Annotated in this window: 26 protein-coding genes; 6 read left to right on the top strand and 20 right to left on the bottom strand. The window is 63.1% G+C overall.

Annotated elements, in window-relative coordinates:
• Positions 1-74 precede the first annotated feature (74 nt).
• Positions 75-2,042 (top strand): peptidase U32 family protein, encoded by a 1,968-nt coding sequence (locus ACX36O_RS05275; RefSeq protein WP_213360290.1) that lies wholly within the window; start codon positions 75-77, stop codon positions 2,040-2,042.
• A gap of 30 nt (positions 2,043-2,072) precedes the next feature.
• Here the strand turns inward: ACX36O_RS05275 and ACX36O_RS05270 are convergent, their stop codons facing one another.
• Entirely contained in the window at positions 2,073-2,435 is a 363-nt protein-coding gene (locus ACX36O_RS05270; RefSeq protein ID WP_213360288.1) for an excalibur calcium-binding domain-containing protein, read from the bottom strand.
• 33 nt (positions 2,436-2,468) lie between these two features.
• Between ACX36O_RS05270 and aat the strand changes: the two genes are divergently transcribed.
• Complete coding sequence (gene aat / locus ACX36O_RS05265; protein WP_371687095.1) at positions 2,469-3,227, top strand: leucyl/phenylalanyl-tRNA--protein transferase; 759 nt, start codon at positions 2,469-2,471, stop codon at positions 3,225-3,227.
• A gap of 28 nt (positions 3,228-3,255) precedes the next feature.
• Here the strand turns inward: aat and ACX36O_RS05260 are convergent, their stop codons facing one another.
• Both ACX36O_RS05260 and ung read right to left on the bottom strand, forming a co-directional pair.
• A complete protein-coding gene (locus tag ACX36O_RS05260; protein ID WP_213360284.1) occupies positions 3,256-3,738 on the bottom strand; it encodes a GNAT family N-acetyltransferase in 483 nt (160 codons plus the stop codon).
• 4 nt (positions 3,739-3,742) lie between these two features.
• Positions 3,743-4,426, bottom strand: coding sequence for a uracil-DNA glycosylase (gene ung / locus ACX36O_RS05255; protein ID WP_371687096.1), 684 nt, complete (start codon positions 4,424-4,426; stop codon positions 3,743-3,745).
• Between the two features lie 82 nt (positions 4,427-4,508).
• Here ung and ACX36O_RS05250 point away from each other — a divergent pair, with 82 nt between their 5' ends.
• Positions 4,509-5,237: an arginyltransferase gene (locus ACX36O_RS05250; RefSeq protein WP_488360161.1), complete on the top strand. Its 729-nt coding sequence runs from the start codon at positions 4,509-4,511 to the stop codon at positions 5,235-5,237.
• A 69-nt stretch (positions 5,238-5,306) separates the two neighbouring features.
• Positions 5,307-6,119 carry an IclR family transcriptional regulator gene (locus ACX36O_RS05245; RefSeq protein ID WP_488360160.1) on the top strand — a complete coding sequence of 271 codons (813 nt, stop codon included), beginning with the start codon at positions 5,307-5,309 and terminating at the stop codon, positions 6,117-6,119.
• 92 nt (positions 6,120-6,211) lie between these two features.
• Here ACX36O_RS05245 and ACX36O_RS05240 read toward each other — a convergent pair whose 3' ends face one another.
• The 16 genes from ACX36O_RS05240 to ACX36O_RS05165 all read right to left on the bottom strand — a co-directional run bounded on the left by ACX36O_RS05240 (position 6,212) and on the right by ACX36O_RS05165 (position 21,040).
• A complete protein-coding gene (locus ACX36O_RS05240; RefSeq protein WP_371687100.1) occupies positions 6,212-8,290 on the bottom strand; it encodes a serine hydrolase in 2,079 nt (692 codons plus the stop codon).
• Positions 8,291-8,696: 406 nt separating this feature from the next.
• Positions 8,697-8,888: a 2-hydroxymuconate tautomerase gene (thmT, locus tag ACX36O_RS05235; protein WP_091816366.1), complete on the bottom strand. Its 192-nt coding sequence runs from the start codon at positions 8,886-8,888 to the stop codon at positions 8,697-8,699.
• A 13-nt stretch (positions 8,889-8,901) separates the two neighbouring features.
• Positions 8,902-9,690: a 2-oxo-3-hexenedioate decarboxylase gene (gene dmpH, locus ACX36O_RS05230; RefSeq protein WP_213360274.1), complete on the bottom strand. Its 789-nt coding sequence runs from the start codon at positions 9,688-9,690 to the stop codon at positions 8,902-8,904.
• A complete protein-coding gene (gene dmpG, locus ACX36O_RS05225; RefSeq protein WP_488360159.1) occupies positions 9,687-10,724 on the bottom strand; it encodes a 4-hydroxy-2-oxovalerate aldolase in 1,038 nt (345 codons plus the stop codon). The genes dmpH and dmpG overlap by 4 nt, the downstream gene beginning before the upstream one ends.
• 22 nt (positions 10,725-10,746) lie before the next feature.
• The gene (locus tag ACX36O_RS05220; protein WP_371687102.1) at positions 10,747-11,658 is read right to left on the bottom strand and encodes an acetaldehyde dehydrogenase (acetylating); all 912 of its coding nucleotides are present in this window, start codon (positions 11,656-11,658) and stop codon (positions 10,747-10,749) included.
• A 34-nt stretch (positions 11,659-11,692) separates the two neighbouring features.
• A complete protein-coding gene (gene dmpE, locus ACX36O_RS05215; RefSeq protein ID WP_488360158.1) occupies positions 11,693-12,475 on the bottom strand; it encodes a 2-oxopent-4-enoate hydratase in 783 nt (260 codons plus the stop codon).
• 13 nt (positions 12,476-12,488) lie between these two features.
• Positions 12,489-13,949, bottom strand: a complete 1,461-nt coding sequence (locus ACX36O_RS05210; protein WP_371687104.1) for a 2-hydroxymuconic semialdehyde dehydrogenase — start codon at positions 13,947-13,949, stop codon at positions 12,489-12,491.
• Positions 13,950-14,200: 251 nt separating this feature from the next.
• Positions 14,201-14,626 carry a GlcG/HbpS family heme-binding protein gene (locus ACX36O_RS05205; protein WP_213360267.1) on the bottom strand — a complete coding sequence of 142 codons (426 nt, stop codon included), beginning with the start codon at positions 14,624-14,626 and terminating at the stop codon, positions 14,201-14,203.
• Positions 14,626-15,552: a catechol 2,3-dioxygenase gene (locus tag ACX36O_RS05200; RefSeq protein ID WP_213360266.1), complete on the bottom strand. Its 927-nt coding sequence runs from the start codon at positions 15,550-15,552 to the stop codon at positions 14,626-14,628. Before ACX36O_RS05200 ends, ACX36O_RS05205 begins: the two co-directional genes overlap by 1 nt.
• Before the next feature lie 45 nt (positions 15,553-15,597).
• Positions 15,598-15,921 (bottom strand): 2Fe-2S iron-sulfur cluster-binding protein, encoded by a 324-nt coding sequence (locus ACX36O_RS05195; protein ID WP_213360265.1) that lies wholly within the window; start codon positions 15,919-15,921, stop codon positions 15,598-15,600.
• 326 nt (positions 15,922-16,247) lie between these two features.
• Entirely contained in the window at positions 16,248-17,309 is a 1,062-nt protein-coding gene (locus ACX36O_RS05190; RefSeq protein WP_213360263.1) for an NADH:ubiquinone reductase (Na(+)-transporting) subunit F, read from the bottom strand.
• Between the two features lie 109 nt (positions 17,310-17,418).
• On the bottom strand, positions 17,419-17,775 hold the full coding sequence (locus ACX36O_RS05185; RefSeq protein WP_488360157.1) for a phenol hydroxylase subunit P4: 357 nt from the start codon (positions 17,773-17,775) through the stop codon (positions 17,419-17,421).
• A gap of 71 nt (positions 17,776-17,846) precedes the next feature.
• Positions 17,847-19,394, bottom strand: a complete 1,548-nt coding sequence (locus tag ACX36O_RS05180) for an aromatic/alkene/methane monooxygenase hydroxylase/oxygenase subunit alpha (RefSeq protein WP_488360156.1) — start codon at positions 19,392-19,394, stop codon at positions 17,847-17,849.
• A gap of 39 nt (positions 19,395-19,433) precedes the next feature.
• Positions 19,434-19,703, bottom strand: a complete 270-nt coding sequence (locus ACX36O_RS05175) for an MmoB/DmpM family protein (protein ID WP_213360256.1) — start codon at positions 19,701-19,703, stop codon at positions 19,434-19,436.
• Positions 19,704-19,728: 25 nt separating this feature from the next.
• A complete protein-coding gene (locus tag ACX36O_RS05170; protein WP_213360254.1) occupies positions 19,729-20,721 on the bottom strand; it encodes an aromatic/alkene monooxygenase hydroxylase subunit beta in 993 nt (330 codons plus the stop codon).
• A 31-nt stretch (positions 20,722-20,752) separates the two neighbouring features.
• Positions 20,753-21,040 (bottom strand): phenol hydroxylase subunit, encoded by a 288-nt coding sequence (locus ACX36O_RS05165; RefSeq protein ID WP_213360253.1) that lies wholly within the window; start codon positions 21,038-21,040, stop codon positions 20,753-20,755.
• 281 nt (positions 21,041-21,321) lie between these two features.
• On the opposite strand from ACX36O_RS05165, the gene ACX36O_RS05160 reads away from it, so the two are divergent.
• Entirely contained in the window at positions 21,322-23,076 is a 1,755-nt protein-coding gene (locus ACX36O_RS05160; protein ID WP_213360251.1) for a sigma-54-dependent Fis family transcriptional regulator, read from the top strand.
• Positions 23,077-23,093: 17 nt separating this feature from the next.
• Complete coding sequence (locus ACX36O_RS05155; RefSeq protein ID WP_488360155.1) at positions 23,094-23,849, top strand: GntR family transcriptional regulator; 756 nt, start codon at positions 23,094-23,096, stop codon at positions 23,847-23,849.
• A 41-nt stretch (positions 23,850-23,890) separates the two neighbouring features.
• Here ACX36O_RS05155 and ACX36O_RS05150 read toward each other — a convergent pair whose 3' ends face one another.
• Positions 23,891-25,432: a 2-isopropylmalate synthase gene (locus ACX36O_RS05150; RefSeq protein WP_488360154.1), complete on the bottom strand. Its 1,542-nt coding sequence runs from the start codon at positions 25,430-25,432 to the stop codon at positions 23,891-23,893.
• Between the last annotated feature and the right edge of the window lie 108 nt (positions 25,433-25,540).

The raw sequence follows: 25,540 nt of genomic DNA, 5'->3' as shown, positions 1-25,540 counted from the left end.
CGGGCGAATCGCTACCATTGGCGCTTCGCCCTTTCCGTTTTTGCCGCGCGCCCTCGCTGGCGTGCCGATTTGCCATGCTCCCGCACCAGCTCGAACTGCTCAGCCCCGCCCGTGACGCCGATATCGGCATCGAGGCCATCAACCATGGCGCCGATGCCGTCTACATCGGCGGCCCGGCCTTTGGCGCGCGCGTGAACGCCGCCAACAGTGTGCAGGACATCGCCCGCCTGGTACAGCACGCCCACCGCTACCATGCGCGCATCTTCGTCACGCAGAACACCATCCTGCGCGACGACGAGCTGGAGCCGGTGCGCAAGCAGATCTGGGAACTGTACGACGCGGGCGTGGATGCGGTCATCATCCAGGACATGGGCCTGCTGGAAGTGGACCTGCCGCCGATCCAGTTGCATGCCAGCACGCAGGCAGATATCCGCACGCCGGAGAAGGCGCGCTTTCTGCAGGATGCGGGTTTCAGCCAGATCGTGCTGGCGCGCGAGCTGGATTTGGAGCAGATTGCCGCCATCCGCGCCGCGACACGGCCGGAGACGATCCTGGAATACTTCGTGCACGGCGCGCTGTGCGTGGCCTACAGTGGCCAGTGCTATATCAGCCATGCCAGCACCGGCCGCAGCGCCAACCGGGGCGACTGCAGCCAGGCCTGCCGCTTGCCCTGGCAGGTGACGGACAGCCAGAACCGCATCGTGGCGCATGACAAGCATGTGCTCTCGATGAAGGACAACGACCAGAGCGCGAATCTGGCCGCGCTGGTGGACGCGGGCGTGCGCAGCTTCAAGATCGAGGGGCGCTACAAGGACATGGGTTATGTGAAGAACATCACCGCCCACTACCGCAAGCTGCTAGACGAGCTGCTGGAGCAGCGTCCCGAACTGGCGCCCGGCAGCAGCGGCCGCACGCGCTTTGCCTTCGAGCCCGATCCGCGCCAGAACTTCAACCGCGGCAGCACCGACTATTTCACCCACGGCCGCCAGCAGGACATCGGCGCCTTCGACAGCCCGAAGAACCCCGGCCAGCCCATCGGCTACGTGCTGCAAGTAGGCAGCAACAGCGTGGACCTGATGACGGACGACCACGCCACCGAACTGCACAACGGCGATGGCCTGTGCTATTTCGACCTGCACAACAATCTGGTCGGCCTGCAGATCAACCGTGCCGAAAGCCTGGGCAAGCCGGGGCAATGGCGGGTGTTTCCCAAGGATCCGGTGGCGGGCTTCAAGGATCTGCGACGCGATACGGTGGTGAACCGCAACCGTGACATGGAATGGGTGCGCTCACTGGAGCGCCCGAGCGCCGAGCGCCGCATCGGCTTGTGGCTGCGGCTGGAAGACACAGCCGATGGCGTGCAACTGGTGCTGAACGATGCCGACGGTTTCAGCGCCACGGCGCAGCTGGTATGCGACAAGACCCCGGCGCGCGATGCTGCCAAAGGGGAACAGGCCTTGCGTGACAACCTGGGCAAGCTCGGCACGACCATTTATGAAGTCGAACATCTGGACATCGCCACCGCACAACCCTGGTTTATTCCCGCCTCTCAGGTCAACGCACTGCGCCGCCAGGCTGTGGAAGCGCTGGACGCTGCGCGCCTGCAGGGCTGGCAGCGTCCGCAGCGTGCAACGCCGGTCGAACCGCCGGCGCCGTATCCGGAAGACACCCTCACCTATCTGGCCAATGTGTTCAACCACAAGGCGCGCGACTTCTATGCGAAGCATGGCGTGCAGGTGATTGCCGCCGCCTACGAAGCGCACGAGGAAGAGAACGAAGTGCCTTTGATGATCACCAAGCACTGCGTGCGCTACTCGCTCAGCCTGTGCCCCAAGCAGGCCAAGGGCGTGAAAGGCGTGCAGGGCCAGGTGCGTGCCGAGCCGCTCACCATCACCCACGGCGACCAGAGCTACACCCTCAAGTTCGACTGCAAGCCCTGCGAGATGCACGTGATGGGCAAGCTGCAACCGCATATCAAGCGGCGTGGCGTGGTGCCGGCGGGAGAGCTCGCGGAAGTGCCGGTGCGGTTCTTCAGGGGGTGACGCGATAGTTCCGCGGAGTAGGCAGCGGCACTACTCGCATGCCACCCCGTCGCCATCCCGATCCAGCCTCCGCGCATAGCCGGGTTCGCCAGCGCGAATGGCTGCCGCACCTGCCGCCCTGGCAGCGGCGCAATTCGGGTAATACACCCGACTGCCGGCAGGCGCAGCGCGGCGGGGCGATGGTTCGGCCATGAAGCGCTGAACGCCGGGACCCGCCGAGCCACCCGTGCCCAAGGCCGGGTTGCGAGCGCCTCCACCACCGCGATGACAGTGGTAGTCCCCCGTCTTGCGGTTGTGGTGGCAACCCTGGGCATCCAGGCCGCCACCATGGGCTTCGGCATCCGTGCCGGAAAGCAGGAACAGCATTCTCGCCAGTACATAGCGCAAAACCATGGCGTTAGGATAACATCGCTTTACAAATCGCCCATGACCTACCACCCCAAGACCACCCTGCCCTGGCTCGAGCCGCACCAGCCCTTTCCCCCCGTGGAGCAGGCGCTGCAGGACGATACGCCCTGGCCAGGTCTGCTGGCGGCCGGCGGCGTGCTGGATGCCGATACGCTGGAACAGGCCTATCGCCAGGGGATTTTTCCGTGGTATAGCGACAACCAGCCCATTCTGTGGTGGAGCACCGATCCGCGCATGGTGCTGCGGCCGGACAACTTCCGTCTGCACCGGTCGCTGCGCAAGACGATCCAGCGCTTTGCGGCATCGCCGCAGTGCGAAATCCGCATCGACACGCAGTTTGCGGACGTGATGCGTGCCTGCGCCGGCCCGCGGGCGCATCAGTCCGGCACCTGGATCACCGACGATGTGCTGGACGCCTACACCGCCTTGCACCGGCGCGGGCTGGCCCACAGCGTCGAGACCTGGGTCGACGGCACGCTGGTGGGTGGCCTGTACTGCGTGGCGCTGGGGCGGGCCGTGTACGGCGAAAGCATGTTCACCCGTGTGCCCGATGCCTCCAAGATTGCGCTGGCCGCACTGGTGGCCCTTTCACGCACGCATGGCGTGGAGATGATCGACTGCCAGCAGGAAACGGCCCATCTGGCCAGCCTGGGCGCCAGCGCCATTGCGCGCGAGGTCTTTGTGGAGTCCATTGCGCAGGCGCAGCAAAAGCCCGCCATGCAGTGGCAGTTCAGCGCCCGGCTATGGGGTAGCCTGCTGCAGAAAATCCAGCAATAACATGGTGTTACCGATGGTTTCCGACAAATTACATCAACCTGCGCAACTTGCGTCCGCCAGTGACGGCAAAGCCCTGACACTGGTAGAAGTGCATGATGCGCTCGAACTCCGGCAGCGGCGGCGTGGTGACTTCCACGCGGCGCCAACCCTGGTTGCGGGCGAGTGCAAAAATGCCGGCCAGCAGCTCGCGGCCCACGCCTTTTTCGCGCCATTCGGGCTTGACGAAGAGTTCGGTAATCGTCCCCAGCGCACCGCCAGCATACAGCGCATGGCCTTCGAACAGACCGGCAAAGCCGATCTGCTCGCTGCCCGAATCGGCTACCAGCACGCGGTAGCTGCCGCGCTCGAGCAGGTTTTCCAGATGCCGGCGCACCGGAAGCGGCTCGACCTCGAAATCCAGGTCATGGGTGGCGAGCTGGATTTCCTGCAGCAGCTTGGCTGCCATGCCGGTCAGGGCCGGAATGTCGGCTTCGACGCCCTTGCGGATGCGGATGGGGGGTTTTGTCTCCATGGTTTTATACCTGCCAGTCGATAGGCGCCAGACCCTGTTGCTGCAACCAGGCATTGGCGCGGGAAAAATGCCGGCATCCGAAAAATCCGCGATACGCCGATAGCGGCGACGGATGCGGCGCTTGCAGCACGAGGTGGCGCTTTCTGTCGATGAACGCGCCTTTTTTCTGTGCGTGGCTGCCCCATAGCAAGAATACCAGCCCTTGACGGTGATCGTTGAGCTGTCGCACCACGCGATCGGTAAAGGTTTCCCAGCCCCAGTTGGCATGCGAGTGCGCCTGTCCGGCCCGTACCGTGAGTACGGCATTGAGCAGCAGCACGCCCTGCTCCGCCCAGTGCTGCAGGTAGCCGTGGCGCGGAATCGCGAAACCGGGAATATCCTCGGCCAGCTCCTTGTAAATATTCTGCAGCGAGGGGGGAATATCGACCTCGGGCCGCACGGAAAACGCCAGCCCGTGTGCCTGGCCCTCGTTGTGGTACGGATCCTGGCCGAGAATGACGACACGCACCCGGTCGAACTCGGTGGCGGTGAAGGCGCTGAACACATCGGCCGATGGCGGGTAGATGGTCTGCCCTTCTGCCCGCGCCTGCTTCACGCGCTGCCACAGTTGCTGGAAATAGGGCTGCTGCCTTTCGGCACCGATGGCATCGTGCCAGGTGTGCAAGGCCGTGTCAGCGGTGGGTGTCATCAGGGAGTCCATAGACTGCATCATAAAGCGCCTGCACACGCTGAAACAGCGCATGCGCCCACCTTGCGCTACCATTATCGCCATGTCCGACCTGCGTTGCCCGCCCCTGCCGGAACGCGTACTCCAGTTGTACGCCACGGCCGCCTATCCCTGCAGCTATCTGCCCGAGCAAACCGCCCGCTCGCAAGTGGTGGTGCCCCTGGATGTGGTGGATACCGACATCTACGCGCAACTGATTGCCAAGGGCTTTCGCCGCAGCGGCAGCACCACCTACCGGCCCTGGTGCGACAACTGCAGCGCCTGCGTGCCGCTGCGCGTGCCGGTGGCGGATTTCCGGCCCAACCGCAGCCAGCGCCGGGCGCAACGCCAGCACCAGAATCTGACGGTGCGCCTGCTTCCCCTGCAGGAATACCCGGACCATTACGCGCTTTACCGCGACTACCAGCTCGCGCGCCACGCCGGCTGTGGCATGGACAAGGACGATCCAGAGGACTACCGGAGCTTCATCCTGCAGAGCCCGGTAGATGCCATGCTGGTGGAATTCCGCCAGGGCGATGTGCTGAAGATGGTGGCCCTGGTGGATGTGCTGCCGGATGCGCTGTCGGCCGTGTATACCTTCTACGCCGATGACGCGGGCGCGGCCTATGGCACCTATGCGGTGCTGTGGCAGATTGCGTTTGCGCAGCAGACAGGCAGGCGCCATGTGTATCTGGGCTACTGGATCGCCGAGAGCCGGAAGATGCAATACAAGACACGCTTTCGGCCCTGCGAGGTGCTGGAGCGAGATGTCTGGCTCACGCACCTGCTGTAGGCAGGACATGATTTCACATAGTAGAATTGAGTTGCTTTCACACAAACGGAAAGCAGCGAAGTAAATATCATGTCCGACACTCCTCTCCCCCACGTGCCTGATCCCGCGTACGCTGCAATCAGCGTTCAGGTACTGCAGCGCATGTTCGCCCTGCTCGACATTGTTGCCTCACGCGACGAACCCCTCAGCCTGAAGGAAATCAGCGAAAAGGCAGGACTGCACCCCAGCACCACGCACCGCATCCTGAATGACCTGGTGATCGGCCGCTTTGTGGAACGGCCGGATACCGGCAGCTACCGTCTGGGCATGCGCTTTCTGGAGCTGGGTAATCTGGTGAAGGCGCGCCTGAGCGTGCGCGATGCAGCCGTGAGTGTGATGCGCGAACTGCATCGCCAGGTCCAGCAGCCGATCAACCTGAGCGTGCGCCAGGGAGACGAGATCGTGTATATCGAACGTGCCTTCAACAGCGAGCGCTCCGGCATGCAGGTGGTGCGCGCCATTGGCGGCCATGCGCCGCTGCACCTCACTTCCACCGGCAAGCTGTTCCTGTCGATGGACGACCCGCAGAAGGTACGCGCCTATGCCACGCGCACCGGCCTGCAGGGCAATACGCGCAACAGCATCACGCAGCTGCCGCAACTGGAGCGCGAACTGAGCCATGTGCGCCAGTCCGGCGTGGCGCGCGACAACGAGGAACTGGAACTGGGCGTGCGCTGCATGGCGGCCGGCATCTACAACGACCAGGGCACCATGATCGCCGGCCTGTCGATTTCGGCTCCGGCGCATCGCATCGATGAAAGCTGGATCGAGAAACTGCGGGATGCGGCCAACCAGATTTCGACATCGATTGGCTATCGGGGCAAGGATTTGATGCGGCGCTGAGCCTGTTTCCGGCCCGGGAAGATGGCCCCATGAAAAACACCCCAAAAGCGGCGTACGCGTTTGGGGTGTTTGTTTTTTGAGGGGGCGCTGAATCAGTAGGCCTGTGCCACCACGCCGCCGTAGCTGCGGCTGCCGCCGCGGCCCAGGTTGTTCTGCACCCAGTAGCGGATGGATTCGGCATCCTTCACGCGCAGCGAGCTGTTGTTGGAATCGAGCAGCACGATGATGACGTTGCGGCCATCGATGTTGCTCTGCATCACCACGCAGCGGCCGGCTTCGGAGATGTAGCCGGTTTTCTGCAGGCCGATGTTCCAGTTGTTGCTGTGCACCAGGCGGTTGGTGTTGTTGAAGCGGCGGGTTTGGCCGGCCACATCGAACGACTGGCCCGGATGCGTGGTGTAGCTGCGGATCAGCGGGAAGCTGTAGGCGGCGCGGGTGAGCAGCGCCAGGTCGCGGGCGCTGGAGCGATTGCCGCTGTTCAGGCCGGTGGGTTCGACGTAGTTGGTGTCACGCATGCCGAGCATGGTGGCGCGCATGTTCATGGCGCGCACGAAAGCAGGCATGCCACCCGGATAGGTGCGACCCAGCGCATGGGCCGCACGGTTTTCGCTGGACATCAGCGCCAGGTGCAGCAATTCCTGTCGGGTGAAACTGCTGCCCACCGACAGACGCGAACTGCTGCCCTTGAGCTGGTCGACATCGTCATAGGTGATGGTGATGCGCTCATCCATGGGCAGTGCGGCATCCATGGTGACCAGCGCCGTCATCAGCTTGGTGATGGAGGCAATGGGAGACACCTGGCCACCGTTCTTGTTCAGCAGCACTTCGCCGGTGTTCTGGTCCATGACGAGGGCCACGGCCGAGTTGAGTGCCAGCGGCGAGCCGGCGGTGCTCATGCCGCGGATCTGGCCCAGCGTGTTGTTGGCGGGGACGGAGACGCGCACGAAGTTGGAGCGGTCGACCGGCGCCACACGCTGCACGGGCGCAGCGCTTGCGATCAGCGAAGCGGCTACCGGGGAGCTGCTCTGCGCCACATAGGAGCGCGTGACCGGCGCACGTGCGGGGGTGGCTTGCGGTGCAATCAGCGCCGCCGCGACCGGAGAGTCGGGGTTGGGCGTATACACGTAGGGACGGTTGGGAACGCTTTCCACCTCGCTGCCGATCAGGGCTGCGGCCACGGGCGACGAGGCGCTGACTGTGCTGGTCTTGCGCACTGGAGCCGCGCTACGAACCGGTGCCGGGGCAGCCGCAACCGGCGTGGTCATGGCTGGCGCAGCCACCGGAGTGGATGGCACATAACTCACGGGAGCGGGGGTGAGGCTGCTCTGAACGGTAGCCGGGGTGGCAGCCACGGCAGGAACTGCAGCGGCCGCGGCAACTGCAGTTGTACCAGCCACGGCAGCGGGAGTCATCACGCGCACGCCGGCACTGCGTTCGGCGGCCAGCGTGGCAATACGGTCTTCCTCGAGGGCGCGCTCGCGGGCGTCGCGCGCTGCAGCCATGCGCTTCTGGCGCGCCAACTCCTGCTGGCGCTCCTGCCGGGCGATTTCCTGCTGGCGCTTTTCGCGGGCGATCTGCTCCAGGCGGGCCTGCTCGGCTGCTTCTTCTTTTGCCTTGCGTTGCGCCTGCAGGCGCTTGTCGCGGGTGGAGTCGATGCGCTTCTGGCGGGCTTCCTCCTCGGCATCCAGACGCGCCTGGCGTTCTGCCTTGATGCGCTCGGCCTTGGTCAGCTTGCGGCCCTTGGGACCGAGCTCTTCATCGGCAGTGCCCTTGAGCTTGCCGGCGATCTTGTTGGCGGCCCTGGAAGATCTCGTTTCGTCATCGGCGGCCTTGGCCAGCTTGGCAGCCTTGCCCTTGCGGCCGGCGGGTGCAGCCTCTTCCACTTCAGCCTTGGCGTTGCGGCCGGCCTTGGCATTGGCCAGCTTGAGTTTCTTGCCGCGGGGCGAGGCTTCTTCCTCGTCATCCAGCGGCTTGGCCAGGCCCTTGACGTGCTTGACCTGCAACACCGACTTGTCCTTGGCGGCGGCGCGCTTGAGCACTGCTGCCCGGGTTTCGTCTTCACGGCTGGCCTTGGTCTTGACCTGCTTGACAGCCACCTTGGCCGGCGCCGGGCGCTCGGTTTTTGCCTCTACCGGCAGGGCCACGGCAACGCACGCGGCTCCAACGAACATGGCGCTCTGTGACAAGTATTTCGAAATACCTCTGGTCACAAATTCTGTTGGTGTAGACATGGCGAAGTCCTGCTCTTTGATAATCACGCGAATGCCGTAAGTTTACACCCCTGGAAAATCCGCACAATATCAACGACTTGGTGGGACTACTTAATTTCCCCTTTATTTTGTAATAAAAAGCCACCATCTTCTTGCAAAACGCTGACAACTGCTGGCAGACAAAGAAGAAAAGCCATTCCGGCAGCACTTTACAAGCGGGGTGTAAGTACTTGTTTTTGCTGCACCGCATCACCCTCGTGAAAGTACCGGAACGACAAAAAAAATCCGCATGCAGGCAAAGCCTGTCATGCGGAGTGAAAAGCATGGCGGACAAGCCATGCTGCAGATTGCCCTGTGCAGGTGCTTGTCAGCGGCCCAGATCCTTGGCGCTGACTCCGGCGATGCCCCAGTTTTCCTTGGGCACGTCGTGAATCCAGACGCGCACGTTCTGCTGGGGTGCACCCACCGCTTCCACCAGAGCCTGCGTGACTTTCTCGATCACGGCTTTCTTCTGCTCTTCGGTGCGGCCTTCAATCATGTAAATCTGTGCGAACGGCATAAGGTTCTCCTTGTCAGACGAAACGCAGGCTGCAGGAGCCCATGCCCTGCACGCGCAGCGTCACATTGTCGCCGGCCTTGACGGCCACGGCTTCGGTGATGCCGCCGGACAGGATCATGGTGCCGGCAGGAATTTCCTCGCCACGTGCGCCCAGGTGGTTGGCCAGCATGGCAATGGCTGCGGCCGGGTGGCCCAGCACGGCAGCGCCGGCGCCGAAGGCCATGGGCACTCCGTTCACTTCCAGCACGATGCCGGTGGTGCGCAGGTCCAGCCCTTCCACGCCAACCGGCTGGCCGCCGACGACGAAGCGGGAGGCCGAGGTGTTGTCGGCGATCACGCTCTTCAGGTCGAACTTGAAGTCGCGGTAGCGGCTGTCGATCACCTCGATGCCGGGCATGACGAAATCGGTGGCAGCCAGCACGGCGCCGATATGGCAGCCGGGGCCTTTCAGCGGGGCCTTGGTGACGAAGGCGATTTCGGGCTCGACCTTGGGATGGATCAGTTCAGACACCTTGACTTCACCTCCGTCCTGCACGGTGTAGTCGTCGGTCATGAATCCGAACACGGGCACTTCCACGCCCATCTGCTTCATTTTGGCGAAGCTGGTCAGGCCGGCTTTCAGGCCGACGACCTTGAGGCCGCGGGCCAGCTTGCGCGCGCGGATCTCGTCCTGGATCGCGTAGGCATCATCCCAGTCCATGTCGGGATGCTGCTCGGTGATCTTCAGCGTGTCCTGCTGGTTGAGCTGGCAGTTGTCCAGGTGCTCGGCGAGTTGCTTGATGGTGTTCTGGTCGAGCTTCATGCCTGGGCCTCCTTGCGCTGGCGTGCCATGGTCATGGCGGTGTCTTCGATCATGTCTTCCTGGCCGCCGACCATGCCCTTGCGGCCGAGTTCGACCAGGATGTCGCGGGCGGGAATGCCGTATTTCTGGCTGGCGCGCTTGGCGAACAGCAGGAAGGAGCCGTACACGCCGGCGTAGCCCAGCGTCAGGGCATCGCGATCGATGCGGATCGGGAAGTCCATGATCGGGAACACGCGGTCTTCGGCCACGTCCTGGATCTTGGCCACGTCCACGCCGGTTTCGATGCCCATGCGGTCGCACACGGCCACCAGCACTTCCATCGGGGTGTTGCCGGCACCGGCGCCCAGGCCGGCAGCAGCGGCGTCGATGCGGTTGGCACCGGCTTCGATGGCAGCGATGGAGTTGGAAACGCCCATGGCCAGGTTGTGGTGGCCGTGGAAGCCCAGTTCGGTCTCGGGCTTGAGCGCGGCACGCACGGCGGCGATGCGCTCCTTGACCTGGTGCGGCAGCAGATAGCCGGCCGAGTCGGTCACGTAGATGCAGTTGGCACCGTAACCTTCCATCAGCTTGGCCTGCTGGATCAGCTTGGCGGAGTCGGCCATGTGGGCCATCATCAGGAAGCCGACGGTGTCCATGTCCATCTTGCGGGCCATCGTGATGTGCTGTTCGCTCACGTCGGCCTCGGTGCAGTGGGTGGCCACGCGGATGGTGTGCACGCCCAGCTCACGCGCCATTTTCAGGTGGTCGACGGTGCCGATGCCGGGCAGCAGCAGCGCGGAAACCTTGGCCTGCTTCATCAGCGGGATCACGGCGCTCAGGTATTCCTCATCGGTGTGGGCGGGGAAACCGTAGTTGACCGAGCTGCCACCCAGGCCGTCGCCGTGCGTCACTTCGATCAGCGGAATGCCGGCTTCGTCCAGACCGGTGGCGATGTCCTTCATCTGCTCCAGCGACATCAGGTGACGCTTGGGGTGCATGCCATCGCGCAGCGTCATGTCATGCAGGGTGACTTTCTTGCCTTTGAGTTGTTCCATCTGTATTTCTCCTTGATCGGGCTCAGGCAGCCACGGGTTCGAGCGTGAGCTTGCCCGCCAGGATTTCCTCGGCAAACATTTCGGCGGTGCGGGCGGCGGCGGCGGTCATGATGTCCAGGTTGCCGGCGTACTTGGGCAGGTAGTCGCCCAGGCCTTCCACTTCCAGGAAGACGGAGACACGGTTGCCGTCGAACACGGGGCCGTTGACCAGCTTGTAGCCCGGCACGTATTTCTGCACTTCCTTGATCATGTCATGGATCGAAGCGGTGATTTTTTCCTGATCGGGCTCTTCTTCCGTCAGGCAGTGCACGGTATCACGCATGATCAGCGGCGGCTCGGCCGGGTTGATGATGATGATGGCCTTGCCCTTCTTGGCGCCGCCCACCTTCTCGATGGCACCGGCGGTCGTGCGGGTGAACTCGTCGATGTTCTTGCGTGTGCCGGGGCCGGCGGACTTGCTGGACACAGTGGCCACGATCTCGCCGTAGGCAACAGGCTGCACGCGGGAGATGGCCGCTACCATGGGGATGGTGGCCTGGCCGCCGCAGGTGACCATGTTCACGTTCATTTCACGCTTGCCGACATGCTCGACCAGGTTGACCGGCGGCACGCAGTACGGACCTATGGCGGCGGGCGTCAGGTCGATCATCAGCGCGCCTTCGGCGTTGACCTTGCGGCTGTTTTCGGCATGCACGTAGGCGCTGGTAGCGTCAAAAACGATCTGCACGCCATCGGCCTTCATGTGGGGAATCAGGCCATCCACGCCTTCGGCGGTGGTCTTGATGCCCATGTCCTTGGCACGCTTGAGACCGTCGGATTCAAGGTCGATGCCCACCATCCACACGGGTTCGAGCACGGGGCTGCGCTGGAGCTTGGCCAGCAGATCGGTACCGATGTTGCCGGGGCCGATCAATGCACACTTGATTTTTGCCATTTCGGATTTCCTTTGAGTATCTTGTAGGGGACTGTCAGCCAAAGCGCACCGAGCAGGAGCCGATCCCGCCAATGCTGACGCGGAAGTTGTCGCCAGCAGCGCAGGGAAACATGGCGGCCAGCGCACCGGACAGCACCACTTCGCCCGCCTTGAGCGGCACGCCCAGGCTGCCCAGCGTGTTGGCCAGCCAGGTGATGGCATTGACCGGCGAGCCCATGGCCGCCGCGCCGGAACCGGTGGCGATGATCTCGCCGTTCTTCTCCAGCACCATGCCGCAGGTGGACAGGTCGACCTTGCGCGGGCTGACCGCGTTGTCGCCCAGCACGAACAGGCCGCAGGAGGCGTTGTCAGCGACGGTATCCTGGATCTTGATCTTCCAGTCGCGGATGCGCGAATCGACGATCTCGAAGCAGGGAATAACGGCCTCGGTGGCGGCCAGGATGTCGGCATTGGTCAGGCCCGGGCCCATCAGGTCCTTCTTCAGCAGGAAGGCGATTTCGCCTTCGGCCTTGGGCTGGATCATGCGGCTCATGGCGATGGTTTCCCCCTCGTTCACGATCATGCGGTCGGTCATGTAGCCGAAGTCGGGCTGGTACACGCCCAGCATGTTCATCACGGCACGCGAGGTCACGCCGATCTTCTTGCCGACGATGGTCTCGCCATCGGCAACGCGGCGGTCGGTCATGCGCTTTTGCACCTGGTAGGCGTGCTCGATGGTCATCTCCGGGTATTTGTCGGAAATCGGATCGATCACGGTGTTGGCACGCAGCGCCTCAAACAGGCTGTCGCCCAGTTGTTCAATCAGTTTGGCTTCCATTTGTTGTTTCCCCTCAGAACTTCACCATCACGTTGCGCAGCTCGGTGTAGAACTCGAGCGAGTGCACCCCACCTTCGCGGCCAATGCCGGACTGCTTGGAGCCACCGAAAGGCGTGCGCAGGTCGCGCAGGAACCAGGCATTGATCCAGCACAGGCCCACTTCGATCTGGTGCGCCAGACGGTTGGCACGGCTGATGTCCTGCGTGAAGATCGCGGTGGCCAGGCCGTAGCGGTTGGCGTTGACCTTGCCCAGCACTTCCTCTTCGCTGTCGAAGGGGCTGATGTGGCAGCAGGGGCCGAAGATTTCTTCCGTCACCACGGTAGCGGTTTCGGGCAGGCCGGTCCAGATCGTGGGCTGCACCCAGGAGCCGCCCTTCAGCTCTTCCGGCATATCGGGCACGCCGCCGCCGGTCACGATGGTGGCGCCTTCGTCCTTGGCCGTCTTGTACAGGCCGAGGATCTTGTTCTGGTGTTCCTTGCTGATCACCGGGCCGATCTTGGTGTCCTTTTCAAACGGCAGGCCGGGCTTCATGCTCTCTGCGCGCTCCTTCAGGGCGGCAACCACCTTCTCGAAGATCGGACGCTCGACGTAGACGCGCTCGGTGCCCAGGCAAACCTGGCCGGCGTTCTCGAAGCAGGAGCGGGTCAGCGTGTCGATGGCAACCTGGAAGTCGCAGTCGGCAAACACCACGGCGGCGTTCTTGCCGCCCATTTCCAGGGAGACAGGACGTACGCCGTCAGCGGCAGCCTTCATGATGGCGGAACCGGTGCGGGTCTCGCCGGTAAAGGTAATGCCGTTCACATCGGGGTGGCTGGTCAGGAAGGCACCGGCGGAATCCGGGCCGAAGCCGTGCACCACGTTGTACACGCCCTTGGGCATGCCGACGGCGTTCATCACCTCGCCCAGCAGCGTGGCGGTGGCGGGCGTTTCTTCGGAAGGCTTGACCACCACGGTGTTGCCGCAGGCCAGCGCCGGGCCGACTTTCCAGGTCATCAGCAGCAGCGGCAGGTTCCAGGGGCAGACCACGGCAATCACACCGCGCGGCACGCGCACGCCGTAGCTCAGTGCTGTCTTGCCGTCGGGCGTGCGCATGTTGAACGACTCGGTCGCCGTGCTCTTGATGGTGTCGATGAAGATCTGGAAGTTGGCCGCACCGCGCGGGATGTCGATGTGCGAAGCCAGCGTGGCGGGCTTGCCGGTGTCGGCAATCTCGGCTTGCAGGAAGTCGTCGAAGCGGCGGTTGATTTCACCGGCCACGGCATCGAGCAGCTTGCTGCGCTCGACCACGGACATGCGGCCCCAGTCGCCCTTGAGGGCAGACTTGGCGGCAGCCACGGCAGCGTCCACTTCCGGACGGCCGGCTTCGTAGATCTTGCCGATCACCTGGCCGTTGACCGGGTTGATGTCGTCAAACATCTTGCCGCTGACGTTCTTGACGTATTCGCCATTGATGAAGTTCAGGAATTCTTTCATATACCCTCTCGACTTGAATGCAAAAAACATGTTCGCCTCAACTGCCTAAGCAGTCCTGATGCGTCGAAGCACCGAGCCACCGCGGATGTGCCGAAGCTCGTGGAATCCGCTGTGCAGGCGATTCCTCTGCGTCAAGGCAAGCTCCCTAACAGGGGGCTTGCCTGGACGGGCTCGGCGGGCGAGCCACCCAGGTCGTGTTGATCAAGGCGTGCACCGCATCCCTGCCGGATCGGGATCAAACTCTCGTTGGATCAAGCTTCCATCCCGATTGCGCGTAAACCTGCCCTGGCACAGGCTTCGTCCTGTTCAGCAGAGCCGCCCGACACGCCGATGCCACCGATCAGCACACCGCCCTGACGGATCGGCACGCCACCACCAAAGGCCACCAGGCGCGGGCGGTGCGCAATGGTGCGCAGCGCTTCGTCCTCCGCAAAGATGGCCGGCCATTGGGAGGTCGGAAAGCCGAAGCTCGCCGCCGTATAGGCCTTGTCGATGGCGATCTCGATGGAGTGCAGGAAAGCCCCCGGCATGCGCAGAAAGCCTGCCTGCACGCCGCTGCTGTCTGCCAGCGCCACGTTGATGCGGATACCCAGCGATTCGGCATGGGCCACGGCAGCATGCAGGGCAGTTGCCGCGGCCTCGGCCGTCAACACGAATTGCTGCACAGCCACCTGCATCAGGTCACCACGCTCAGGAAGGCGTCGTTCAGCTTGCGATCATGGTAGAAGATGCCGCGGCCGACTTCTTCCCAAGTCCAGGTAACCGGGTGCATGTCGGGATAGTGGTCGTAACCACCGCAGAACACTTCCAGGCGGTTGCCGGACGGGTCGAAGAAGTAGATCGTCGTGCCCTGGGTAATGCCGTGGCGGGTCGGGCCGATGTCGATGGAGACGCGGTTGCGGCTCATGATGTCGGCCGCGCGCAGCACCTGCTCCCAGCTTTCCAGCAGGAAGGACACATGATGCAGCTTGCCGTCTTCGCCGTGGCGCACCATGGCGATGTCGTGCGCCTTGGCGCTGCAGGTCAGCCAGGTGGCCAGGTCGGTCTGGCCGTCTTCCAGCTTGACGCGCTCGACCAGCGTGAAGCCCAGCACCTTTTCGAACAGTTCGCGGTTGCCGTCGATGTCGCCACCGTAGATCAGCGCGTGGTCCATGCGAATCGGGCTGATGCCCTTGTACTCGATCACTTCCACTTCCGGATCGGTGTAGCCGTGGCCGTTGCCGACGTCCTTCTTCTCGGCATACAGCTCGAGGGTGTGGCCGGTGGGCAGCTGGAAGCGCACGCGCTCTCCGGTTTCCAGCATCTCGCCGGCAGGAATGCGCTCGGTCTTCACGCCATGGGCCTGCAGCTTTTGGTCGAGGTCGTCCAGCGTAGCCTTGTCGAGCACCTTGAAGGCGAAGAAGTCGATGCCGGCACGATCGGCCTGACGCAGGATCACGCTGTTGTGATCACGCTCCTGGCGCGTCTTGAAGTAGACGCGGCCCGAGCTGTCGCGCCCGGTTTCCACAAGGCCCATCACCTCGGTATAGAACTTGACGGATTCGTCCATGTCGAGAACGCGAATCTGGGCATGGCCCGGACGCAGCACACCAGTCATTGCCATGATTTGTCTCCTGTTGGCTTTAGTGATAGTTAAAACGGTTGTCAATCACGCGCCGCCGGGCTGGCGGCACACGTTCTTCTTCATCTTGCCCACCACCGACAGCGTGAGGTCGCTGGTGGGCTTGACGCGGCAGGACAGCAGGCAACCCTGCTGTTCCTCTTCCTCGGTCACGTATTCCCGGCTCATCACGCGCTTGGTGAAGCTTCCTTCGGAAATGTGCACCTTGCACACCCCGCAGCCCCCATTGCGGCACCCCACCGGAATCCCCCTCTTGCCCAAGGCCTCCATGCCTTCCAGCAAGGTGCGGCTCTCGAGGCAGCGGAAGGTTTCGCCGGTTTCGGCAATCGTGACCTGGTAATACGTGGCCATGTCTCTCTGCTTTCGGGCCGGATCCGTCCGGCCTCTTGTGTTGTCTCTTGCATGCCCTTGCCTATTGACTCGGGTCGATGGAAGCAATTCTAGAAGCAGCACATGCATTCCATTCAAAAATCTCGATATTCAAGGGAAAGCCCCTAGTGTTCGATGGATTACAGAGGAAAGCGAGCAGTGCTCTTCAGGCTTTTGTTTATTATTTGATAAATAAAAAATGGTGTTTTTTATTAATTGATAACGTTTGACCCCTATGTAAAACAGATTTTCGAGCTTTTCTGCAAGGTCTTATGAGAGGTTTGCATGAAATCTCGATATTTAATGCTCTACAGCTTGCGGAACAGCGGGCTGCGCACCTGCTGCGCATCGGCCGCAGAGATGAACTTCTCGGTGTAGATGTCGCGCTCGAACAGGCGCCCCTGCATCAGCGTGGCAATGCAGGCCTCGATCATCATTGGCGGGCCGCACAGATAGGCCTTGCGGCCACGGAAGTCGTTCTCGAAGTGCGCCTTGGCCGCCTCGTGCACGAAGCCGCGTGCCCCCTGCCAGCCGCTGCCATCCGGCTCATTGCTCAGCACCGGCACATAGGTGAAGTGCGGATGGCGCTCGGCCAGTGCGCGAAACTCGGCATCGTGATACAGCTCGGACTGGTCGCGCGCGCCGTTCACCAGCACGATGGGCAGCTCGCTGTTCTCGGCCAGCAGGTCGAGAATCATGGAACGCGGGCTGGACAGGCCGGAGCCGCCGGCCAGGAACAGGCTGGGCTGGTTCTCGCTCTTGCGCACGAAGAAGCGTCCGTAGGGGCCGGAGAATGTCACCGTGTCGCCCTGCTTGAGTTGCTCGTGCACCCACGCTGTCCCCTTGCCCCCCACCACCTGGCGGATGTTGAGTTCGATCTCGTTACCGTCCTGCGGTGCACTGGCAATCGAGAAGGCGCGCGAAGCGGTCTCGCCCGGAATGTTCAGATTGATGTACTGGCCGGCCTGGAACTGGATGTTCCGCCCTTCCGGCAGCTTGAGCCACACGCCCTTGATGGTGGGCGTGAGGTTTTCGATGCGCGAGACGGTGGCGGTGTAGTCGTGCACCGGCAGGTTCTGCGCATCGACCTCTTCCTCGATCTCGGCCTCGATCGTCACGTCCGATTGCAGCGTCGCGCAGCAGGCCAGGCATTTGCCTTCCTCACGCTCGTAGTCCATCAGGGCAAAGTTGCTGGCTTCGCCATGGTCGATCTCGCCATCCGTCACCTGGATCTTGCAGGTGGCGCACAGGCCGTGACAGCAGGCGTGGGGAATGTACAGGCCGGCACGCAGCGCGGCATCCAGGATGGTCTGACCCTCTTCCACGTCAAGGGTCTGACCGATGGGTTCGATGGTGAGTTGATAGCTCATGATGCAAGACTGGCAAACAGCACGGACGCTGGGCGGCCGCGGAAATAAAAAGAGGCAGGGCTGCGTCTGACGGCCGCCCTGCCTGACAGGCCCTCTGGCGAGAAAAATGTCAGAAGTAGGAACCGCCCAGGCCGGTCAGGCCCGGAGTGCGGAAGCGGATCACGTCCTTGTGGCCCAGGCCGTTCTCGGCCATGGACTTGTCGTTCTCGGGCTTCCACGGCTGGCCAGACTTGAACCACTCGGTGGTGGTCCAGTCGATCCTGGCGAAGTCGGGATGCGCGCTGTACATGCCGGGCAGCATGTTCTTCACCAGGTCGCCGAACTTCATGTCGGGCGGCACCGGCACGCAGAACGGCGCGCAGAACATCTTGTGGTCTTCCCAGCCGATGTAGAGCAGCGGTGCGGGAAACTTGTCCGCCGTATCCTTGGCGGGAAACTCATAGGTGGTAAGGGCAGCAACGGCCATGGTCTTTCTCCGGAATTCAACAGTTGGTCTCGGTGCGGACTGCCGCCGCAAGGCAGGCAGTCCGCAGGCCATCAGTTCTTGGTGGCCATCTCGCGCCACATCTCGAAGTTCCTCTTGTCTTCGGAATCGGCGTAATCCATGTTGTCGCGGCCCTGCTCCATGCGGTACCAGCGCAGCACCTCGGCCAGCGGGTTGAAATCGGGCTTGGTCGGATCCGCGTCGGGCTCGAAGCAGTTGCCCTGGTAGATCTGGTGCACCGGCAGCCAGCTCTGGCTGTACTTCTCCGGCTCGTCGTCGAAGATGTCCTTGCAGCCGTCGGAGCAGAAGTGGTACTTCATGCCGTGGTAGGTGCTCTCGCGGTAGGCCACCTTGGTCGGATCATCCGGTTCGGTGAAGAACATCGGGATCTGGCAGGTCTGGCAGAGCATCGGCAGCGTGGTGTTGTAGAAGCGGCGGCCAGCCTTCTGCTCTTCGGTGTAGTGCTCCCACAGCGGACGATAGTACTTGTCGAAGGTGTCCGGATACTTGGCAGACAGCCAGTCCATGTCTTCCTTGCTCGGCACCCAGGTGTGGAACGGAGCGGCCGCGCCATAGTTGTAGAACACGTTCCAGGCCTGGTGGCTCAGGTGGTCCTTGTCCTTGCAGGCCTGCTCCCAGCCCTTCGGCACCTTGATGCCATAGCGTGCCAGGTCGTTGAACAGCGCACCGCCGTTCTGCTCGGCATACACTTCCCAGGCCTCTTTCCAGCTCATCACGCGCTTGGGCAGCATGTAGTCCATCATCATGGCGACCAGCGTCAGCACGCGGTAGCCGCGCCAGAACCACTTGTCCATCCACTTCTGCACGATCGGCAGGTTGTCCGGATCCTGTTCCAGGATGAACTTGATCATCTCCAGGCCCAGCGTCATGTGGCGGGATTCGTCGGACTGGGCCGAGAAGCCGAAGGCCATGGCGCCCATGTCGCCGTTGTAGGCGGCCCCGGAAATGAAGGGCACGAACAACAGGTTGGTCAGCACGTACTCGAACGCGAAGCCGATGGCAACCATGAACTCGAACGGGCCGGCAGAGACGGCATCATCAAAGAAGCTCTTGGGCACCGACAGGTACCACACGCGGTCGTGCTGGTGGCGCCAGTTCTGGAAGCCGTTGTAGTGCTTGTTGTAGTTGGAGAGCGAATGCACCTGCGTCTGGAAGTGGCGGATCTCGTCCACCGCCTGCATCTGGCAGGCCACGCGCGGGCCGGCGCCGGCAAACTGGCGGCCGACGTGGGCAAAGCCGCGGTGCGCCATGTATTCCAGCGGGGAAACCCCGGTCAGGAATAATTTCAGCGAGTTGATGTATCGCGCATCCGTTACGCCCAAGTGGCCATTGTTCTGGTTGAACGCATCGATGATGGCGTAGAGCTTGCGCTCCTTCTCGGCCTGGTACTTCCAGTATGCATCCATCGTCATGCGGAAGGGATCCTCGAACTTGCTCCAGTCGTGGATCTTGATGCCTTCGTACGTCAGGTACGGGAACACGTCTTCCGGCTTCTGGTAGGTGGGGGTCCAGTCCAGATCGCGCGTCATCAGGTTGTAGCGTTCCTTCAGGCTCAGCTTTTTCTTGACAATCATGTCCATGGGAATGTCTCCGTTCTAATAGGGTGAGGCGGTTGCGGCTCAGTTGCCCCAGCTCAGGGCGAACTGGTCTTCGTCTTCGTCGATGTGGCCGCTGAGCGTGATCAGGTTGACGTGCAGTTCCTGCAGGTCGAAATCGCGGCCCATTTCCTGCTCAATGCTTTCGCGCTTGATGACCAGGCGGTTGGGGCAGTCCACCTTCACCATGGCGGGCTGTTCGTTGAGGATGGCGTCCGGGTTGTCGGCCATGATGGCGTCGACGATGGCGCGGGTTTCCTCGTTTTTCTGCAGGGCGATGAATACGTTGGACATGGGTTTGCTTCCGGTAAGAGGTTGATCAGGCAGGAATGCCGGCCTTGGCCATGCGCGCATTCAGGGCAGCGCCCACGTTGTCGAGGGCTGCACCGCCCTGCTCGCCCAGGGCGATGCGTGCCACGGGCTCCAGCGCGGTACGGGCGCGGGCATGCCACTTGGCCAGCCACTCGCGCAGTTGCGCCTTGTTGGCATCGCTTTCGGCAGCGCTCACCTTCATCACGGCGTCGACCCACTTGTTGGTGTCGTCGAACCACTCGGCCTGGAAGCGCGTCAGCATGGACACCACCGGGCCGGCCTTGGCGGTCAGCGCCTTGTCGACTTCCTTGTAGGCCAGCGCAAACAGCATGCCGTCCAGCACCACGTTCTGGGCCACGAACAGTTCGAACCAGTCTTTCAGCACCAGCGTGTCTTCCACATAGCGGCGCAGCTCCTGCCACTCGGGCGCTTCCAGCCAGGCCTTCTTGGCCGCTTCCAGTTCACCCTGGTGGCCGAGCAGCAGGCCCAGGCGCGTCAGGTACTGGGCAATGCCGAGCTGGTCCATGCCGGAATACAGGCAGGGCTGGGTGATGGCGGTGCCGAAACCGTAGGCGCAGATGGCAGAACCGTTCATGTTGGCGCCCCAGGCCACGTGGCGCAGCGGCAGGTAAAAATCGAGTGCCAGCTTGCGGGCGTCATCGTTGTAGGTATCGGCCAGGCCGCGCGTCTCGACGAACTCGAAATCGGCCTCGGCGGTTTCCTGCATGCGGGCACGCGCCTGGGTGTAGGTGCCGTAGTAGAGCTGGCGCGGATCCTTCAGCGCATACCAGTCCTTCATCACGATGGCGGTGCGGCTGGCGTCGAACAGCTCATACTCGGGCGCCCAGGTCGGGCGGTAGTGGAAGCTGGCCGAGGGCTGCACGTCCATCGTCGCTTCCAGATAGCGCGACGCGGGCTTGTCTGCACCCTGGCGCGCCGCGATGTTGTTGAAGGTCTGCCGCAGCGGCGTGATGCTGACGGTGCGAAGATCGATCTGCATGTGCGTTGTCTCCTGGTTGCTTTCGTGAAAATCAAGGCTCGTGACGGAAATGACGATCGCGCGCCGCGCGCAGGTTCCAGTCCCATTCGTGCTCCTGGCTGCCCTGCTCCGCGTCCTCCAGTCCGCCCACCGTGGGCGTCACGCCCTGGTCGGTGCAGAACTGCTCGAACTCGGCGCGCGCCATCACCATTTCCACGTACAGGTGCGGCTCGCCCACCGCAAACTCGAACTCGACCATGCCGTTTGCATGCTCTTCCCTGATGCGCACATAGCGCTTGCGGGTGTCGAAGGAATCGGGGGTGGTGTTTGTCTGTTCCATGCCGCAAATTCTAGGAATGGGGGCTGCGGAAGACCTTTTAATCTCGATATTCAGGGGAAAGTCCCTAAGCGGAGCTGGCTTCACTTCATTGATCGGCAATATGACGACAATTGCGGCTGATGATTTCGGCCAGCACATCAGCATCAGTTGATCAAATAATCAATTTTTTCGCGCAAATCGCTTAAAATTCAGGCAAACAGGACGCACCCGTGATTTCTTCCCGGGCCTGCAGGGGATTGCCATAGCCCTTCATATCTCGATATTCGGAGACAATGCCTTTCATGGCCTCACCTCCCAAGCTCCCGCCCGACCACGACCTGCGCCAGCTGCTGCGCTTCTCGCTAGACGAGGGCAGCATCTGGCTCGGCTCGCGCCGCATGGTGCTGGTGCATGCCGAATCCCTGGGCCGGCTGCGCAAGGCCCTGCTGGCCCGCCTCGGCCGCGACGAAGCACGCAGCATGCTGCTCAGCACCGGCTTCAGCTCCGGCCTGCGCGACGCCGAATTCGCCCGTCAACTGCGTGGCGGCCAGTCGGGCGACGACATCTTCCTGGTCGGTCCCCAGCTGCACATGATCGAAGGCGCCGCCCAGGTGCGCCCGGTCAGGCAGGAGATCGACAGGGACAGTGGCCAGTTCGTGGGCGAATTCACCTGGCACCATTCCTGGGAAGCCTATGCCCACCTGCAGATGATGGGACGCTCCGACGAGCCGGTCTGCTGGCTGCTGCTGGGCTACGCCAGCGGCTATACCAGTGGCTTCATGGGCCGGCTGGTGCTGTTCCAGGAAACCGGCTGCGCTGCCACCGGGGCGCCGCATTGCCACATCCTGGGCAAGTCGGCGGAGCTGTGGGACGAAGGGGCGCAGGTGTTCCAGCTCTACGACGTGGAGCAGCTCGAATCGCTGCTGCAGGCCAGCGGCCGCCGCATGGCCGATCCGCTCACCCCAGGCCTGCACCAGCCCATGGACAGCGGCCCGACCACCACCGTGATCGATCCCGCGGCCGACCTGTCGCAGACCATGGGCGAATACGGCCTGCTGCCAGCCCAGCTCACCATGCTGGAGCGCGCCGCCCACGCCGGCATCCCGCTGCTGCTGCAGGGCGAATTCGGCACCGGCAAACAGACGCTGGCGCGCCGCCTGCACAAGCTCGCGGCCAGCGGCAGGCCCTTCGTCATGCTGGACTGCCAGGGCCTGGATCCTGATGCACTCGACATCCAGCTGTTCGGCGAGAAGATGCGCAGCGACCTGGGCAGCACCATGCACGCCGCCACCCATGCACTGGCCGGCACCACCGGGCGCACCGGCCGCATCGAGCAGGCCGAAGGCGGCATGCTCTACCTGCACAACATCGAACACCTGCCGCTGTTGCTGCAGGACAAACTGCTCGATTTCCTGCGCCACGGCGAATTCCTGCGCCATCAGGGCCAGATGCCCGTGGCAGCCCACTGCCAGCTGATCGCTGCCAGCTCCGCCAATCTGGAGCAGCTGGCCCAGCAAGGCCAGTTCCGCCGCGAACTGCTGCTGCGGCTGCAGACCGTGCAGGTTACGCTGCCTCCCCTGCGCGAGCGCATGCACCAGCTGCCGGTACTGGCCGAAACCCTGCTCATGCAGTATGCCGCCAAGTACAAGGCACTGCCCCCTTCCCTGAGCGAGCATGCGCTGCAGACGCTGATGCACCAGCCCTGGGCCGGCAACCTGTCCGAGCTGGGCCGCGTGCTCGAGCGCGCCGTGCTGCTCACCGGCGGTCAGGACATGATCGACACGCGCCACCTGTTCCCGCTCATGCCCGAGCATCCGCACACCGCCCTTACCCGCCACGGAAGCCTGACCGAAGTCGATGTGCGCCGGCTGCCGGGCGAGCTGTGCGCCACCCTGCTTTCCAGCGGCGTCACCCTGCCCGACATCGAATCCCAGTTGCTCGAGTTTGCCGTGCAACAATCACGGGGCAATCTGGCCGCAGCCGCGCGCCAGCTTGGCCTGACGCGCCCGCAACTGGCCTATCGGCTGCAACGCAGCGCCCAGAATCCCTCTTCCTGAAGCCAGCGAGCCTCACCATGACTTTCGTTGCCTCCCAGCATTACCTGACCCAGACCGAAGCTCCCGCACCGCGCACCCTGGTCGAAAAAGCCTACCGAGCCATGCGCGCCGACATCATCGAGGGCCGCCTGCCACCGGGCTACAAGCTGCGCGTGGAGCATCTCAAGGAAGACTACGACGTCGGCGCCGGTACGCTGCGCGAGGCGCTGTCGCTGCTGGTGTCCGATGCCCTGGTCTATGCTGAAGGCCAGCGCGGCTTCCGCGTCAGTCCGATCTCGCTCGACGATCTGGAAGACCTGACCAACCAGCGCGTGCTGCTCGAAACGGAAGCACTGCGCCAGTCCATCCGGCACGGCGATGCGCGCTGGGAAGCCGAGCTGCGTGACTCCTACGATGCGATGACACGCCTGCGTGACAGCAGCGGTCATATCGACACCCAGCAATTCGAGCAATGCAACAAGCGTTTCCACGAGGCGCTGATTGCCGGCTACCATTCGCCGTGGACCAAGTACCTGCTCGGCCTGCTCAACCGCCACTCCGAGCGCTACCGCTACATGACGCTGCAGCTGGTGGCCGAACACACGGTCGAGCGCAATGTGGACGAGGAACACGAAATCATCTTCCGCGCCGCCATCGCCCGCCGGGATGCCCGCGCCGCGCTGGCGCTGGAAACCCATGTCCGCACCACCTGCGACCTGATCCGCCAGGTGGCGCGCAGCCAGGCGCTGCCGGGGTTCGAGGACGCGAAAACCCAGCTGCTCGCCAGGGAATGAAACAACACGGCCCCCGCTGTCGAAGCGGAGGCCGCGTCAAATCAAACGCCCTGCGCGTGCACGCGCTCGACCTTGCTGTGCAGCTTGTTCAGCGCGCTCAGGTAAGCCTTGGCCGACGCCACCACGATATCAGGATCGGCACCCACGCCGTTCACGATGCGGCCGGCCTGCTGCAGCCGCACCGTCACCTCGCCCTGGCTTTCGGTGTTGCCGCTGATGGCGTTCACCGAATACAGGATCATCTCGGCACCGCTCTTCACGTGCGACTCGATGGCCTTGAGTGAGGCATCGACCGGACCGTTGCCGGTCGCCTCGCCCTTCACTTCCTTGCCTTCCACGGTGAACACCACGCTCGCGCTCGGCTGCTCGCCGGTCTCGCTGTGCTGCGCCAGCGACACCAGACCGTACTGCTCCTTCTCGGCAGTCACGCTCTCGTCGCCCACCAGCGCGATGATGTCCTCATCGAAAATCTCGCTCTTGCGGTCAGCCAGTTCCTTGAAGCGGGCAAAGGCGGCGTTGATTTCGGCTTCGCTCTCGAGCTCGATGCCCAGCTCCTGCAGGCGCTGCTTGAAGGCATTGCGGCCGCTGAGCTTGCCCAGCACGATCTTGTTGGCGCTCCAGCCCACATCCTCGGCGCGCATGATCTCGTAGGTGTCGCGCGCCTTCAGCACGCCATCCTGGTGAATGCCGCTGGCGTGGGCGAAGGCGTTGGCGCCCACCACCGCCTTGTTCGGCTGCACCACGAAACCGGTGATCTGGCTCACCATGCGGCTGGCCGCAACGATCTGCTGCGTGTCGATGTTGACGTTCAGGCCGAAATAGTCGCGGCGCGTCTTCACCGCCATCACCACCTCCTCGAGCGAGCAGTTGCCGGCGCGCTCGCCCAGGCCGTTGATGGTGCATTCCACCTGGCGCGCGCCGCCAATGGTCACGCCGGCCAGGCTGTTCGCCACGGCCATGCCGAGGTCGTTGTGGCAGTGCACGCTCCAGATCGCCTTGTCACTGTTCGGCACCTTTTCGCGCAGGCTCTTGATGAAATTGCCGTACAGCTCGGGCACGGCATAGCCCACGGTGTCGGGAATGTTGATGGTGGTGGCACCCTCGTTGATCACCGCCTCGCACACGCGCGCCAGAAAATCCAGGTCGCTGCGGTAGCCATCCTCGGCGCTGAACTCGATATCGGCCATCAGGTTGCGCGCAAAGCGCACCGAACGGCGGGCCTGCTCCAGTACCTCTTCGGGCGACATGCGCAGCTTCTTCTCCATGTGCAGCGGGCTGGTCGCGATGAAGGTGTGGATGCGGCCACGGTTGGCGTTCTTCAGCGCCTCGGCCGCGCGGCTGATGTCGCGGTCATTGGCGCGCGACAGCGAGCACACGGTCGAATCCTTGATGGCGTTGGCAATCGCCTGCACGCACTCGAAGTCGCCGTTGGAGCTGGCCGCAAAACCGGCCTCGATCACGTCCACGCGCAGACGCTCCAGCTGACGGGCGATGCGGATCTTCTCGTCGCGCGTCATGGAAGCGCCGGGCGACTGCTCGCCATCGCGCAAGGTGGTATCGAAAATGATGAGTTGGTCGGTCATGGAAAGCCCCTTGGGTGATGAAGTTTGGTGGTCCGCTGCCACCTGCCACGATGCAAAAAACAAAAAGCCCGCTGCAGGTGCAAACGGGCTCAGTGTGAGAGGTTTTTG

The sequence above is a fragment of the Brachymonas sp. KE5 genome (assembly GCF_057773645.1).
Note: the sequence above shows the minus strand (reverse complement) of the source record. Positions and strands in the feature narration are given on the sequence as shown.

Excerpts from the sequence above, each read along its gene's own strand:
- ACX36O_RS05275 (WP_213360290.1), top strand. The coding sequence starts at position 75 with ATGCTCCCGCACCAGCTCGAACTGCTCAGCCCCGCCCGTGACGCCGAT.
- ACX36O_RS05270 (WP_213360288.1), bottom strand. The coding sequence starts at position 2,435 with ATGGTTTTGCGCTATGTACTGGCGAGAATGCTGTTCCTGCTTTCCGGC.
- aat (WP_371687095.1), top strand. The coding sequence starts at position 2,469 with ATGACCTACCACCCCAAGACCACCCTGCCCTGGCTCGAGCCGCACCAG.
- ACX36O_RS05260 (WP_213360284.1), bottom strand. The coding sequence starts at position 3,738 with ATGGAGACAAAACCCCCCATCCGCATCCGCAAGGGCGTCGAAGCCGAC.
- ung (WP_371687096.1), bottom strand. The coding sequence starts at position 4,426 with ATGACACCCACCGCTGACACGGCCTTGCACACCTGGCACGATGCCATC.
- ACX36O_RS05250 (WP_488360161.1), top strand. The coding sequence starts at position 4,509 with ATGTCCGACCTGCGTTGCCCGCCCCTGCCGGAACGCGTACTCCAGTTG.
- ACX36O_RS05245 (WP_488360160.1), top strand. The coding sequence starts at position 5,307 with ATGTCCGACACTCCTCTCCCCCACGTGCCTGATCCCGCGTACGCTGCA.
- ACX36O_RS05240 (WP_371687100.1), bottom strand. The coding sequence starts at position 8,290 with ATGTTCGTTGGAGCCGCGTGCGTTGCCGTGGCCCTGCCGGTAGAGGCA.
- thmT (WP_091816366.1), bottom strand. The coding sequence starts at position 8,888 with ATGCCGTTCGCACAGATTTACATGATTGAAGGCCGCACCGAAGAGCAG.
- dmpH (WP_213360274.1), bottom strand. The coding sequence starts at position 9,690 with ATGAAGCTCGACCAGAACACCATCAAGCAACTCGCCGAGCACCTGGAC.
- dmpG (WP_488360159.1), bottom strand. The coding sequence starts at position 10,724 with ATGGAACAACTCAAAGGCAAGAAAGTCACCCTGCATGACATGACGCTG.
- ACX36O_RS05220 (WP_371687102.1), bottom strand. The coding sequence starts at position 11,658 with ATGGCAAAAATCAAGTGTGCATTGATCGGCCCCGGCAACATCGGTACC.
- dmpE (WP_488360158.1), bottom strand. The coding sequence starts at position 12,475 with ATGGAAGCCAAACTGATTGAACAACTGGGCGACAGCCTGTTTGAGGCG.
- ACX36O_RS05210 (WP_371687104.1), bottom strand. The coding sequence starts at position 13,949 with ATGAAAGAATTCCTGAACTTCATCAATGGCGAATACGTCAAGAACGTC.
- ACX36O_RS05205 (WP_213360267.1), bottom strand. The coding sequence starts at position 14,626 with ATGCAGGTGGCTGTGCAGCAATTCGTGTTGACGGCCGAGGCCGCGGCA.
- ACX36O_RS05200 (WP_213360266.1), bottom strand. The coding sequence starts at position 15,552 with ATGGCAATGACTGGTGTGCTGCGTCCGGGCCATGCCCAGATTCGCGTT.
- ACX36O_RS05195 (WP_213360265.1), bottom strand. The coding sequence starts at position 15,921 with ATGGCCACGTATTACCAGGTCACGATTGCCGAAACCGGCGAAACCTTC.
- ACX36O_RS05190 (WP_213360263.1), bottom strand. The coding sequence starts at position 17,309 with ATGAGCTATCAACTCACCATCGAACCCATCGGTCAGACCCTTGACGTG.
- ACX36O_RS05185 (WP_488360157.1), bottom strand. The coding sequence starts at position 17,775 with ATGGCCGTTGCTGCCCTTACCACCTATGAGTTTCCCGCCAAGGATACG.
- ACX36O_RS05180 (WP_488360156.1), bottom strand. The coding sequence starts at position 19,394 with ATGGACATGATTGTCAAGAAAAAGCTGAGCCTGAAGGAACGCTACAAC.
- ACX36O_RS05175 (WP_213360256.1), bottom strand. The coding sequence starts at position 19,703 with ATGTCCAACGTATTCATCGCCCTGCAGAAAAACGAGGAAACCCGCGCC.
- ACX36O_RS05170 (WP_213360254.1), bottom strand. The coding sequence starts at position 20,721 with ATGCAGATCGATCTTCGCACCGTCAGCATCACGCCGCTGCGGCAGACC.
- ACX36O_RS05165 (WP_213360253.1), bottom strand. The coding sequence starts at position 21,040 with ATGGAACAGACAAACACCACCCCCGATTCCTTCGACACCCGCAAGCGC.
- ACX36O_RS05160 (WP_213360251.1), top strand. The coding sequence starts at position 21,322 with ATGGCCTCACCTCCCAAGCTCCCGCCCGACCACGACCTGCGCCAGCTG.
- ACX36O_RS05155 (WP_488360155.1), top strand. The coding sequence starts at position 23,094 with ATGACTTTCGTTGCCTCCCAGCATTACCTGACCCAGACCGAAGCTCCC.
- ACX36O_RS05150 (WP_488360154.1), bottom strand. The coding sequence starts at position 25,432 with ATGACCGACCAACTCATCATTTTCGATACCACCTTGCGCGATGGCGAG.